The sequence below is a fragment of the Oxalobacter vibrioformis genome, assembly GCF_027118995.1.
GTDB classification, from domain to species: Bacteria; Pseudomonadota; Gammaproteobacteria; order Burkholderiales; family Burkholderiaceae_D; genus Oxalobacter; species Oxalobacter vibrioformis.
Genome location: NZ_CP098242.1, coordinates 157,470 through 171,570, shown reverse-complemented (window position 1 = coordinate 171,570; position 14,101 = coordinate 157,470). Strand labels below are relative to the sequence as shown.

The 14,101-nt window shown below is 56.8% G+C and carries 8 protein-coding genes; 4 read left to right on the top strand and 4 right to left on the bottom strand.

Annotation, left to right across the window (positions count from 1 at the left end):
- Window positions 1-40: 40 nt before the first annotated feature.
- Both NB640_RS00920 and NB640_RS00915 read left to right on the top strand, forming a co-directional pair.
- A complete protein-coding gene (locus NB640_RS00920) occupies window positions 41-1,504 on the top strand; it encodes a DNA recombination protein RmuC (RefSeq protein ID WP_269309267.1) in 1,464 nt (487 codons plus the stop codon).
- A 162-nt stretch (window positions 1,505-1,666) separates the two neighbouring features.
- Entirely contained in the window at window positions 1,667-6,346 is a 4,680-nt protein-coding gene (locus tag NB640_RS00915; protein ID WP_269309266.1) for an EAL domain-containing protein, read from the top strand.
- A gap of 216 nt (window positions 6,347-6,562) precedes the next feature.
- Here the strand turns inward: NB640_RS00915 and NB640_RS00910 are convergent, their stop codons facing one another.
- Window positions 6,563-7,972, bottom strand: coding sequence for an FAD-binding oxidoreductase (locus NB640_RS00910; protein ID WP_269310467.1), 1,410 nt, complete (start codon window positions 7,970-7,972; stop codon window positions 6,563-6,565).
- Window positions 7,973-8,188: 216 nt separating this feature from the next.
- Here NB640_RS00910 and NB640_RS00905 point away from each other — a divergent pair, with 216 nt between their 5' ends.
- Both NB640_RS00905 and NB640_RS00900 read left to right on the top strand, forming a co-directional pair.
- Complete coding sequence (locus tag NB640_RS00905; protein WP_269309265.1) at window positions 8,189-9,493, top strand: YhjD/YihY/BrkB family envelope integrity protein; 1,305 nt, start codon at window positions 8,189-8,191, stop codon at window positions 9,491-9,493.
- A gap of 75 nt (window positions 9,494-9,568) precedes the next feature.
- Complete coding sequence (locus NB640_RS00900; protein ID WP_269309264.1) at window positions 9,569-11,191, top strand: MFS transporter; 1,623 nt, start codon at window positions 9,569-9,571, stop codon at window positions 11,189-11,191.
- Between the two features lie 196 nt (window positions 11,192-11,387).
- On the opposite strand, the gene bioC is transcribed toward NB640_RS00900, so the two are convergent.
- Genes bioC through bioF form a run of 3 tightly spaced genes read right to left on the bottom strand, consistent with a single transcriptional unit; the run spans window position 11,388 to window position 14,051 of the window.
- The gene (bioC, locus tag NB640_RS00895; protein WP_269309263.1) at window positions 11,388-12,170 is read right to left on the bottom strand and encodes a malonyl-ACP O-methyltransferase BioC; all 783 of its coding nucleotides are present in this window, start codon (window positions 12,168-12,170) and stop codon (window positions 11,388-11,390) included.
- Window positions 12,157-12,900 carry an alpha/beta fold hydrolase gene (locus NB640_RS00890; protein ID WP_269309262.1) on the bottom strand — a complete coding sequence of 248 codons (744 nt, stop codon included), beginning with the start codon at window positions 12,898-12,900 and terminating at the stop codon, window positions 12,157-12,159. Before NB640_RS00890 ends, bioC begins: the two co-directional genes overlap by 14 nt.
- On the bottom strand, window positions 12,897-14,051 hold the full coding sequence (gene bioF, locus NB640_RS00885) for an 8-amino-7-oxononanoate synthase (protein WP_269309261.1): 1,155 nt from the start codon (window positions 14,049-14,051) through the stop codon (window positions 12,897-12,899). The genes NB640_RS00890 and bioF overlap by 4 nt, the downstream gene beginning before the upstream one ends.
- Window positions 14,052-14,101: the final 50 nt, after the last annotated feature.

Below are 14,101 nucleotides of genomic sequence, written 5' to 3'. Positions count from 1 at the left end.
TAGTGAGATAATCCTCCTGACAAATCATACGGAAAGATTCATGAACGAAACTCTGCTATATGCGCTGCTGTTTTTGGCTGCTGTTGCCGTTATCCTGCAGATCATCAGCCTGTTCAAAAACCGCCATTCACCAGACGACAGCGCTGGCGGCCTGCAGGGGTTGCAAAACAGCATCACACAGGCACTCCAGCAGCAAAATGAGCGCACCGAGCGTGAATTGCGCGAGCAGATACAAAGCACGGCCCAAAGCAACCGCCAGGAACTTTCCGGCAGCCTTTCCCAGTTCCAGCAGGCCATCACCAGCCAGATAACAGGCACCGCCACCCTCCAGAACAGCCATATTACCGCTTTTTCCGCCCACCTGGAGCAGTTGGGCAAGGGCAATGCCGAGCAGTTGGAAAAAATGCGCAACGACCTGGGCCAGCAGGCGCTGGTCGCCCGCGAAGAACAGTCAGCCAGCATCAAGCGCTTTTCCGATACCCTCCAGCAAACGCTCAACCTGCTTTCCGAGTCCAATACCCGCCGCATGGCAGAAATCCGGACCACACTCGAAGACAAAATCAAGGAACTGCAAAACGAAAACGCCAAAAAACTGGAAGAAATGCGGCAGACCGTCGATGAAAAGCTTCACGCCACATTGGAGCAGCGCCTGGGTGAGTCTTTCAAGCTGGTTTCCGAGCGGCTTGAAAAAGTCCATGCGGGCTTAGGTGAGATGCAGCAACTGGCTCTCGGCGTGGGCGATCTGAAGCGGGTCCTGACCAATGTCAAAACACGCGGCACATGGGGAGAAGTCCAGCTGGAAATGCTCCTGCAGCAGATCATGACGCCTGACCAGTATGAAAAAAACATTGCCACTGTGCCGGGGTCTGACGCCCGCGTGGAATTCGCCATCCGGCTGCCCGGAAAAGACGACGACATGCCCGTGTGGCTGCCGATTGACGCCAAATTTCCCAAGGAGCAGTACGAGCGGCTGATACTGGCAGCAGAAAATGCCGATGCGGAAGGCGTCGCTGCTGCGGGCAGGGAGCTTGAGCGTACCCTGCGCCTGGAAGCCCGGACAATCGCCGAAAAATACCTTTCCCCGCCGATGACCACAGACTTTGCGCTGCTCTTTTTGCCAACCGAAGGGTTGTATGCCGAAGTCATGCGCCGTCCGGGCCTGGCTGATGAAATCCAGCGCAATCACCGCGTCAGCATTGCCGGTCCCTCCACCCTGGCGGCGCTCTTGAATAGCCTGCAAATGGGATTTTGTACCCTTGCGCTTGAAAAACGCTCATCCGAAGTATGGCAGATACTGGGTGCAGTCAAAACAGAATTCGGCAAATTCGGCGATGCGTTGAGTGCGACCAAGCGCACCCTCGAACGCGCGGCAAGAAATATTGAGGATGCCGAAATGCGAACCCGGCAGATGAGCCGAAAACTCAGGAAAGTCGAAGCGCTGCCATCGGGCCAGGCCCAGCAGTTGCTGGAAACAGATGAAATGCCTGATCTTGAAAATGATTGAGCCGATTTTTACAGGTAATTAATTTTAAAAGGAAAGTAAGAAAAGTTTTTATTTTGATAATAAATAAGAACTTTGCTGTTGGGCAACTATTTTCCGGAAGAAATACTATAATGCGGAAATAATAAAAAATACCGACAGAACACCGACCGGATTTTTCAGACCATGCAGACACAAAAAACCATCGATAGAAAACACCTTTCAGCCAGGATAGCCCTGCTGTTTGCGCTGTTTGGCCTGTTGTGGATCGCTGTGTGGCACATGACCCTGTCATTTCTGGTCGAAAATGATGTCAGGCGGGTATATGGCCTGATGATCGGCGGGGCGCTGTATGTCTTTATTACCGCGCTGTATGTCTATCACCTGACATCGCGGCTCCCGGCACTCTACGGTCTTTCACGCTACCGTCCGTCACCGGTGGCTTTCATGCTGTTGCATATGGCTTTCGGCTCTGTCTGGCTGCTCACCTTCCAGGTATTCATCGCGTTTCTGATTGACGACTACCTGACCCGTACCCGGCTGTTGTCCTCATCCGGTGTTCTTTTGGTCTGCTGCCAGGCCATGAGCATTTATCTCTTCCTCGAAAACATCGCGGACAATGCCGATGATGAAAATTACGAGTTTACGCACGTCAGGGGAAATGTGCGGAATCTGTTGCAGCTCTTTTTACCCGTTTTTGCCCTGGCGGCATTTGTGCCGGTCATCTGCTTTGCCGCACTGGAGGTTTTTTCCCCGCGGCTCAAAAAAGATGCCTTCGCCGAGCTTCAGGGCAGTGCCCGGCACCGGGTCACCCATATCCAGGGCTGGCTGGAAGAAAGACAGCAGTCCAGCGTACTGACGCTTTCACAGAACAATTTCACCAATAACGTGGAAAAATGGCGGTATACCGGCAGTGCCAATGCCTTCAACCTGGTGGAAGGCCAGCTTGAAGCCCTGCTTCAGGCCCTGGAATACCAGTCCATCGTGCTGTTTGATGAAACCGGCAAAAAACTGCTGGCGCTGGGGGAGCCGGTTGAAGAAACCGCTGAACTGAAAAGCCGCCTGCAAGCCGCTCCCCGGAAACGCCCGGATTACCGGCGCGGTGGCGGGAAAATAAAAATTCCCGCAAACGCAGACGGCCATACGCGGCTGGATTATATTATCCCGATCTTTTCACAGGCCCACTCCAATCGCCTGCTGGGTACCGTTCTTCTCCAGGTCAATCCGGATAACTATATCTCCACTTACCTGACGCACTGGCCGGCAGACCTGACCACTGATACCCGGCTGGCAAGGGATGGGGATCAGGGTATTACCATGTATTACCTGGATGAGTCCGAATTCGGGGATTCGCGCATCCACTATATCGAAGCGCCAAAGGACAGCGTGGTGATCGCCGCTGCACGGAGCGGACAGCCGGAAGGTGTCATGAGCACCACCAATTCAAAAGGCGTTAATGTCCTTGCCGCCTGGGCGCCCGTTCCGGGCACAAACTGGTACTTCGTTGTCACCAGGGATGTCCGGCAGGTTCTCGCCCCGCTCAGAAACCTTAGCTTCTGGATCGGCAGCATTGCCGTTGTGATCCTGCTGGTTGCCGGTGGCATCCTTTTCCTTATCTGGCGCATGCAGCAGCGGGCCCAGAAAGTCACACACCGTCTGCGCGAAGAGCAGATACTGGGCAATTTCTATACCCTCCCGTTCATCGGGATGGGTATCCTGTCCAACGACCTGACCTCCTGGCTGCAGTTCAATGACAAGCTGTGCGAGATACTGGGCTACAGCCGTGACGAGCTGCAGGTAACACCCTGGCCCCAACTCGTCACCTCCAACGACCTGTCAGAAGACATGCAGCTCATGGAAGATCTGCTGACCGGCCAGATGGAAGAGCTTCATTTGCAGCGAAACCTCGTCCGCAAAGACGGGGAGATTGCCATTGCCGACATTCATCTGCGCTGTGTGCGCAAGGCCGGTGGTTCCGTTGAGCATATCCTCCTGACAGTCGAGGACATCACCCGGCGCAAGGAAGACGAAGCGCAGATTCATCGACTGAACCAGTTTTATGCCGCGCTTTCCCACTGCAACCAGGCCATCGTCCATTCCCACAGCCCGGATGAAATGTTCCGGAAAATCTGCCATGCCATTGTCAACTATGCCGGCATGACCATTGCCTGGATCGGCTGGCTCAACGCCGATGACCAGACCGTGCATCCGATCAGCTCCTACAGCAATATCCCTGATCTCGTGGGGCAGTTGCAGATGCTCAAACTCAGCCTGGACCCGAATGAGCCGGGCAGCAGGGGGCCGACCGGTCTTGCCATGAGTGAAAGCCGGCCGGTATGGCTGCAGCATGTCGATGAGATCATCAATGATGAAATGCCTGATAGCTGGAAGGCGGTAATCGTCAACCTCAACATCCACTCCATTGCCGTTTTGCCCCTGAGGCAGAACGGGGTTTATTACGGCACCCTCAACGTTTACTCGGACAGGGCCAATGCCTTTGACGAATCCTCCCGGGAACTGCTCGCCGAGATGTCAACCGACATCAATTTTGCACTGGACAATTTCCTGCGCGACCAGGCCCGTACCGTGGCAGAAAACGAATTGCGCGAAAGCGAGCAGCGTTATCGCGATCTTTACGCCAGGCGCATGGAAGCCGAAGCCGAGATTGATCGTTTAAACAGGCTGTATGCCGCATTAAGCGAGTGTAACCAGTCCATCATCCGCTGCAAGAACGAAAACGAGCTTTTCCAGCAGATATGCGCCGACATCGTCCAGTATGCGGATTTCTCCACCGTATGGGTGGGCATGATCAGTCCCGCCAGCCGAACCATCCACCCCGTGGCAGCTTACGGTATCCACCTCAATTACCTGGATGGCCTGGCCATCCCGCTGGATGGAGAAGAAGTCTCCATGGGACCGGCACAGCGGGCTGTGCGTGAAAACCGTCCGATATGGGTACAGGAGGTCGCAAATGACCCGGTGCTCAAAGGCCTTTGGGAAGCCGGAGAACTCCATGACTGGGGTTCCCTTGCCGTTTTGCCGCTGCATCGCAAGGGAGAAGTGATTGGTGTTTACTTCATCTGTTCTGATTACACTCACGCCTTTGACGTCCCTTCCCAGAACCTGCTGGTGGAGCTGGTCAGCGATATTGATTTTGCCATTGAGCATTTCGAGCGGGAAGAGCAGCTTCTCCTGTCTGCCCAGGTGATCGAGCACAGCAGCGAAGGACTCATGCTGCTGGACAACAGCGGCAAGATCGCCATGATCAACCCGGCCTTTACGGCGATTACCGGTTACGAGTTTGATGAGGTCAGGGGCAAAGACCCGAATATCCTCTCTTCCGGTATGTACGACAATGATTTCTACGCGGCCATGTGGACCTCCGTCAGTGACGGGGACCGCTGGCAGGGGGAGGTCTTCAACCGCCGCAAGAACGGCACCATTCATCCCATGTGGCTTTCCATCAAGGCCATGCGTGACACCCTGGGGCGGCTGACCCATTACATTGCCATGTTTGCCGATCTGACCGAGCGCAAGGAAGCGGAAGAACGGGTCCATTGGCTTTCCCACTTCGATTCACTGACAGGCCTGCCAAACCGGACACTGCTGCGTGAGCGCTGCAACATGGCGGTCAGCATCGCCCAGCGGAAAAACGAACCCATGGGCATGATGTTCATTGACCTTGACAACTTCAAGAACGTCAACGACTCACTGGGGCACGGTGTGGGCGATGAGCTCCTGAAACAGTTTGCCGACCGATTGCGCGGTGTTGTGCGTGAGCAGGATACCGTTGCCCGTATTGGCGGTGACGAATTTGTGCTGCTCTTGCCGGGAACCGATACGGACGGCGCGGCCTTTTTGGCCGAGCGCCTCCTGCATGTCGCGTCAAGACCTTATCTGGTGGATCACCACGAAATCAGCCTGTCCATCTCAATCGGCATTTCGCTTTACCCGACTGACGGCAATGATTTTGATACTCTCTCACGCAGTGCCGATGCCGCCATGTACCGCGCCAAGGAAAACGGACGCAATGACTACTGTTTCTTTACCGTGGAAATGCAGGCCAGTTCCGCACGCCTGCTTCAGCTGGACAATGCCTTGCGCCGTGCGCTGGAACGTGACCAGTTTACCCTGCATTACCAGCCGAAGATGTCGCTGGAAACCAGTCGTATTGTCGGGTTTGAGGCGCTTATCCGGTGGAACCATCCCGAGCTTGGCTTTATTTCCCCGGCCGAATTCATCCCGGTTGCCGAAGCCAATGGAGAAATCGTTCCCATCGGCGAATGGGTACTCCGTACAGCCGCAAGGCAGCTCAAGGAATGGCTGGATGGCGGTTTTGACAGCCTTTCCATGTCAGTGAACCTCTCCGCCGTCCAGTTCCGCCATCCGCGCCTGTCTGAAATGATCATGCACGTCCTGGACGAATTTGCGCTGCCGCCCGAATCCATGCATATCGAACTCACCGAAGGCGTTGCCATGGAAAATCCGATGGCGGCCATCGCCATCATTGACCAGCTTCACCAGCGCGGCCTGCGCATTTCCATTGACGACTTCGGTACCGGCTATTCCTCGCTGGCTTACCTCAAGCGATTCAGCGTCTATATCCTCAAGATCGATCGTTCCTTCGTCCAGGATATCCCGGCAGATGCCGATGACATGGCTATCGTCGAAGCCGTTATCTCGCTGGCAGACAGCATGGGCATGGTTACCGTGGCAGAAGGGGTGGAGACCGAAGAGCAGCTTGCCTTCCTGAGGGAGCGCGGCTGCAAGGAAATACAGGGATACCTGCTTTCCCGTCCGATACCTGCTGAAAACATCCCGGGATTTCTGGTTGAGCATGATTTGAAGAAGGGGTTGATTATCTAGCGGGGGAGGGGCCGTGGTGACGCGACGGCAGGCGCGTTTGTTGTGGCGTTTACCTCGTAGCGTGCAGGGAACGCAGTGAGCGTGCCAAACGCAGTGCGGCGCACGAGGGGGGCGGCTTGGTACGTTTGCTTTATTACTCTTTGCTTGTTGTGTTCTTGCTATGAGATGCCCCTCGAGATTGAGCTCATAAGGTGGGTGGCTGACCCACGGCAACCATCAAATCAATATCTTCCCAGGATTCATCACATGATTCGGATCAAACGCCGCCTTGATCCGCTTCATCATGTCAATCTCGATTGGCGGTTTGTACCGCACCAGTTCTTCGCGTTTCAAGGCCCCCAGGCCGTGTTCCGCTGATATCGTTCCATTAAATGAGGCCACACTGTCATACACGATCCGGTTGATTTCCGGGGTGCAGTCCATAAAGGCTTCCACCGGCACTCCCGGCGGCGCGCTGACGTTGTAATGCAGGCTGCCATCGCCCAGATGCCCGAATGTCACCATGCGGCAGCCGGGGAAATGCGCCTGCAACAGCTGGTCCGTTTTCGCGATAAAATCCGAAACCGATGACGTGGGCAGCGCAATGTCGTGCTTGATATTTTTCCCTTCCATCGCCTGGGCGGCAGAAATGTTTTCCCGCAGCTGCCACATGCTTTGCGATTGCGCGATGGATTGGGCAACCGCCGCATCACGGATGACATCCTCTTCTATCGCATATTCCAGGAAGGTTTCCAGCATGTCGGCGGCATGATCCTCCGATTCGCTGTCTGAGAGTTCGATTAACGCATATTGCCCGTAAGTGAGAGGCAGGGGAGCCGAAAGTGCCGGAAAATGTTTCAGCACCAGTTCCATCGCGTATCGCGACACCAGCTCAAAGGCGGTAAGCGAGGTGCCGCAGTAACGCTGTGCAATATTCAGCAGGTCCAGCGCCTTGTCAGGCGTTGTCATTGCGGCAATTGCTGTCAGCTTCGCCTTGGGAAGCGGGTACAGCTTTAACACCGCTGCCGTCATCACCCCAAGCGTGCCTTCCGCACCGATAAAAAGATCCCGCAGGTCATAACCCGTATTATCCTTTCTCAGCCCTCTCAAGCCATTCCATATCCCGCCTTCACCCGTTACCACCTCCAGCCCCAGGCACAGCTCCCTTGCCGTGCCGTAGCGCAGCACAGCCGTGCCCCCGGCATTGGCCGAAAGATTGCCGCCTATCGTGCAGGTGCCGGAAGAGGGGAGTGACAGCGGGAAGAGGCGCTCCGCATCTGTTGCCGCACTGTGGATATGGTCCAGGATACACCCCGCCTCGGCGGTCAACGTGTTATTGGCGGCATCCAGTTCGCGTATCCGGTTTAAGCGGTTTAGCGACAGCACAATCGCCTTGCCGGATTCATCCGGGATACTCCCGAGCACCAGGCCCGTATTGCCCCCCTGGGGGACCAGCGGCACATGGTGCAGGTTGCACAGTTTGACAATGGCGGCCACCTCCTCTGTGGTGGATGGCTTCACCACAGCCAGCGCCCGGCCCGTAAAGCGCTGGCGATAATCTGTCAGAAAAGGCAGCATCAATGCCTCATCGGTGACGACATGATCGGCACCAATAGCATTGGCGCATCCATTCAGAAAACCCTGCATTGGCATAAAAAATTTCCCTTAGCAAGCTGTAAGACGAATAAATCCATTCTGCCCTAAACCATGAAAAAGCGCAAAAACCATCGCGTTCCATCCACGGTACAAGCGCAGATAGCGGAAACATCAAGAAGCCCGGCAGCAGAAAATGATAAAACCGGGAGGATAGCAACAGGCGCATCCTTGCGCTACACTGGCAATACAACAACATGATTTGACCTGATGCCCAACCCGATAGACAACCTGCACGCCAAAAACCGTCACCTCCAGCGGCTGATCGATCTGGCCCAGTACGTATGGCGCCGGGTTGACGAAGAACGCTTAACGCAGGTGGCGGGCAACATCACCTACACCCTTATACTCGGCATCGTCCCGGCCGTTGCCGTTGCACTGGCCATCTTTACCCGTTTTCCCCAGTTTGAAATGCTGCAAAAGATGGTGGAAATCTACTTCACCCGCGGCATGATCCCGCCCGGCATGGCAAAAGGCATCCTGGACAACCTCACCCTTTTTGCCAGCAAGGCATCCGGTGTCTCGATTGTCAGCTCGCTGGCGATGCTCTTTACCACCGCCATGATGTTTGACCTCATCGAAACCACCTTCAACCGTATCTGGGGTGTCCAGGAGCCGCGCCCGATCATCCGGCGCTTCATCATGTACCTTTTCATTGCGACGCTGGGGCCGCTGCTGTTGGGCGGGTCGCTTTACCTGACATCGTATCTGTACCTCGCTGCGCGGGGTATCGTGGGCGGGCTGCCATACCTCAAGGGCATCTGGCCCATCTTTTTCCTGGGCGGTATTTCCACGACTGCCTTTACCTTGCTCTACCGCTTTGTCCCGTACCGCCAGATCCTGTGGAAAGATGCGCTGTGGGGCGGGGTCTTTGCATCCGTTGCCTTTGAAATCGCCAAGCGGCTCTTTGCCATTTTCGTCATGCAGTTTGCGTCGTACCAGAAAATATACGGCGCAATAGCCATCATCCCCATGTTTTTACTCTGGCTTTACGTCAGCTCGCTCATCATGCTTTTCGGTGCGGTACTCACCTCGTCACTGCCTGATTTCCGCAGCGGGCGCTGGCGCCGGGTAGTCACACCGGGCAGCCAGTATGCAGACGCGCTCTTTATCATCCGCACCCTTTTTTATGCGCGGTCCGAAAAAAACAAGTCGGTCGGCTGGACACGCCTGCAACGCCACGCCAGCCTGTCCAGTGCCGAGCTGGAGGGCATGCTGCTCACCATGCAGGAAAAGGGATGGGTTGACCATATCCAGCGGCGGGCGCGCATCATATTCCGCCGCCGCAGAAAGGCCATCAGGCGTGCACTCGACGAATGGCGCTGGGTGGGCAATGCCCGGAAAATCACCCTGGCAGACGTGTATGTCCTCTTTGTTTTCCAGCCCGAAGAAGAAGACGAACTGTCACAGAAAATCACCTGCCTGATCGAGGAAAACCTCGACCAGAGCCTGTCGGATTATTTCGACGAACTCGACAAAAACGACCCGTCAAGCACGCCGCCCGGCTTTTCCTGATTCAACATAAACCGTTTTCTGCCGTTACAGCATACAATAAGGCAAGCCTCGGCATTCAGACAAAACGGATTACATGTGACATTTGAGGAAAGACGGGAAAACGAACAGACAGGCCCATTTTCACCCCTGAGCAGCAAAATATTCAGGATGATGTGGATCGCCACGTTGTGTTCCAACATTGGTTCCTGGATGCAGGAAGTCGGGGCAGGGTGGCTGATGACGTCGCTGGCCCCCGATCCGCTCATGGTATCCCTCGTGCAGGCTGCCACGACCATCCCTTTCTTCCTGCTGGCCGTTCCCGCCGGCGCACTCGCCGACATCCTTGACCGGCGCAAATACCTCATCGCCACCCAGCTCTGGATGGCCGTCAGTGCCGCCATTCTCGGTGTCCTCACACTCACCGGCATGACCACCGCCTGGACACTCCTTTTACTCACATTCTCCTTAGGCATTGGCGCTGCCATGATGATGCCCGCCTGGGGCGCCATCGTCCCCGAGCTCGTCAGGCGCAGCGAACTCCAGTCCGCTATCGCCCTAAACACCATCGCCACCAATTCCGCCCGCGCCATCGGCCCGGCGATAGCCGGCCTCATCATCGCTGCCACCGGGCCGGGTGCTGTCTTTGTCCTCAATGCCATCTCCTTTTTTGCCGTTGTCATCGCCATCAAGAAATGGAACCGCAGCCCCCGCACCAGCAATCTGCCCCAGGAACAGCTGCGCGGGGCAATACGCGCCGGATTGCGCTATGCAAGGCACTCACCTGAATTGCGTGCTGTCCTTGCCAGGGGCTGTGCCTTCTTTGTCTTTGCCAGCGCGCCCTGGGCGCTTTTGCCCCTCATCGTCCGCCAGCAACTAAAAAGCGGGCCGGGCACCTACGGTTTCATGCTCGCCTGCATTGGCGTCGGCGCCATCTGCGGTGCGCTGCTGCTGCCGCGCCTGTATGGCCGTATCAGCCGTGACAGGCTCGTTGCCATCACCACCTTCACCTATGCGGCTGCCATGCTCGGGCTGGCGTACAGCACCCGTGTCTATGAAGCCGCGCCTGCCATGCTCGTCATCGGCATCTCGTGGATGACCGTCTTTTCCTCCCTCATGACATCCGCGCAGACCGCACTGCCAAGCTGGGTGAGGGCACGGGGGCTGGCATTGTACTGGGTCATCTACACCAGCGGCTTTGCCCTCGGCAGCGTCATATGGGGGCAGATTGCCTCCGTCATTGACATTCCCACGGCGCTCGCTTTTGCCGCCATCGGCGCCTTTGTCGGCATTCTCGCCGCCTGGCGTTATGAAATCGGCCAGCACGATGTGCAGGACCTTTCCCCCTCGCTCGACTGGTCACCGCCGCTTGAGGCAGACACGCACGCAATGGATCGCGGCCCCATCATGGTCACCATCGAATACGAGATCGATGTCAAAAGACAGCGCGAATTTGTCCGCGCCTTAAGGCACCTCAAACACGTCCGCCAGCGCAATGGCGCCTACCTGTGGGAAGTGCTGTGCGACATCAACCGGCCCGGCCTCATTGTCGAGATATTCATGGTCGAGTCGCTCATCGAGCATCTCCGGCAGCGCGAACGCATGACGGTGGCCGATAAAATGAAACGCGACATCGTGCGGGAGTACCATGTGGGGGATGCACCGCCGAAGATCACCCGGCTCTTGGGGTTGACGCATCGGAAGCGGACGCGATTGCGGTAGGGGGCCGTTGTGACGCGAAGGCGGGCGCGTTATTGTCCTTCGCTTGTTATGTTCCTGCTATGAGATGTACCTCAATAGAATGTCATAAGGTGGGTCAACCACCCACCTTATGAGGCCATCTTGAGGGCTAATCTCATCGTAGAGTACCAACCCGTGCAGGGTAACAAACCAAACGCGCTGCTATCGCGCTACTGCATTACCGCCGCCCGTATCCAAACACCAGCTCATACGTCGCAGGCAGCATCCCGTCAGCACCACGCAGGGTCTCGTAGCGTTCTTCCGCCAGTTTCCAGGCATTTTTTCCCATCAGGGCGCGGCGGCGTTCACCACCCACCTGGTTGGCGCCGATACCGCGTACACTCGTCAGGAAAGTGCGGAAGTCGGGAAAATAAATCCGGCGCGTCTCGCATTCGATACGGATATCGGTAAATCCGGCCTGTTTTAGCGCCATGCGGGTTTCTTCCGGTGTGGAAAAAGCACGCACATGCGGGTGCGCGTCAATGGCGGAAAAGGCAAAGTCCAGCTCAGCCAGCGTCCCAGGCCCCAGCGTCGTGAAAAGCAGTACGCCTTCTTTTGCGAGGATACGGTACATCTCGGCATACACATCCGGCGTCGTGCACCATTGCAGTGCCAGCGAACTCCATACCAAATCAAAAGCGCCGTCACGAAAGGGAAGCTGCTCCAGGTCGGCACAGATGGTGTCGATACTTTTCCCCCGTGCCAGGCGCAGCATCTCCAGTGACAGGTCGCACCCGGCAATGCGGCTGGCGGGCCAGCGGCGGGAAAGGAGTGCCGAGCCGTAGCCTGTGCCACAGCCCCCATCCAGCACCATGCCCGGCGACGGCATGTCCGGCGCAAAAACAGGCAAAAGCCCCATCAGGCTGTCGCATACCGTGTGCTGGAAACGCGCAATGCCGTCGTAATCGGGGGCGGCACGGTCAAAAGCGGCACCTACCCGGGTCTTGTCAATTGCTGGCATTCAGGAAGTCCACAATGATTTCGGCGCATTTGGGCGTATCAGAGAGGAAGGGGGCATGGGAAGCGCCGGGCAAAACAGCCAGCACGGACTTCTGTATATGTTTTTGCAGCCACTCGGCGGCAGACAGCGGCATCAGCGTGTCGTGCGCACCGTGAAGAAGCAGTGTCCGCTGCCGGATATCATGCACGATCGGGCGCAGGTCAGTATGTTTCAAAAGATCCAGCCCGGCTTCCAGCGATGCAGCGGGCGCTGATGACACATCGGTGAGTTTGCGGGCCACCTCGCGGGCATTGGCGTCGTTCTGATTGAAAATCGTGATAAAACGGCGCAGTGCCGTGACCGGGTCAACCCGGATACCCGAGCCCAGCTTGTCGATCATGTTTAACGGTACACCGCCCGGCCAGTCGTTTCGCTTCATGAAGTTCGGGGTGGCGCCGATCAGGATCAGCTTTTGCACCTGATCCGGAAAACGGGTGGCGGCCAGCATGGCCAGCATCGCGCCAAGTGACCAGCCGCAAAGGATGATCGGGCCGGAAAGCTCCTTCATCAGGTCGTCCAGCAACTGGGTGGCGGAGTAATAGATGGTCGGAATCTGCTCCGGCGTGTAGCCGGGCAGGGGCTGGACAAGGAGTTCGTATTTTCCTGCAAGCGCCGGACGCAACTCGTCAACCAGGTCATCCCAGACACCCGGTCCCACTCCCCAGCCATGCCAGAAAACGATAGTACTCACGCCAGTCCTTTCAGCGCATCGGTTAAACGGTCGATATGCTCATCATTATGCCCGGTAGAAAGGGAGATGCGCAAGCGCGCGCTTCCCTTCGGCACCGTGGGCGGCCGTATCGCCGGGACAAAAATGCCCATATCACTGAGTGCCTGCGATACCCTCAGCGCTTCCTCATTGCTGCCGATGATGACAGGCTGGATGGCGGTGGGGGAAGGCAAAAGCTCCCAGCGGGATTGTGACAACCCCATGCGCAGCCGCTCGATGAGCGAGAAAAGCCGGGCTCGCAAAAGCGAGCCTTTCCGGATGAGTTCCAGGCTTTTCAACAGTGTTGCCGTAATAATGGGACTCGATGCGGTGGTGAAAGTATAGGTCCGGGTGCGCTGAAGCAGCCACTCCACCACGGGGTCTGTGCCGGCGACAAAGGCGCCGGACACACCAGCGGCCTTGCCCAGCGTACCGATGTAAATGACACGGGAAGTGACCGGTATGCCAAAGTGCGAGAGCGTACCGCGGCCTTCGTGCCCCAGTATGCCAAAGCCGTGCGCATCATCGACCACCAGCCAGGCGTCATGTGCCTCAGCCAGCTCTGCAAGCGCCGGTAGGGGCGCTACATCGCCATCCATGCTGAAAACTCCATCGGTCAAAATCAGTTTACGTTTCGCCTGGCTGTCTTTCAACAGCGCGGCAAGATGGTCCATGTCGTTATGGCGGTAACGGACGTTTTCTGCGCGGGAAAGCTGTACGGCATCAATCAGTGAAGCGTGGTTCAGCCGGTCCGAAAAAACCGCATCCCCGCGCCCGACGAGTGCAGGCACGATACCCGTATTGGCCATGTATCCCGTGCTGAAATAAAGCGCACGGGGAGCACCCACAAAATCTGCCAGCGCTTCCTCCAGCATCTCATGCGGCATCATGTGTCCGGTGACCACATGTGAGCCGCCCGAGCCGACACCCCACTGGCGTGCCGCCTCGGCAGCTGCCTCAGCCAGTGCAGGGTGTGCCGCCAGGCCCAGATAGTCATTGCTGGAAAAGGTGAGCATGGGGTTGCCGTCCACTTCTGCCATCACCGTACACGGCGAAGAGACAATGCGGCGACGGCGCAGCAGGTTTTCTTCCGCCAGCGCTTCAAGGTTTCTGTCGATTTCGTCAGATATCATGCGGCCCGCTGCTGTTTCAATGGTTTGTCCGTTTTCCGGTTTATCGCCCG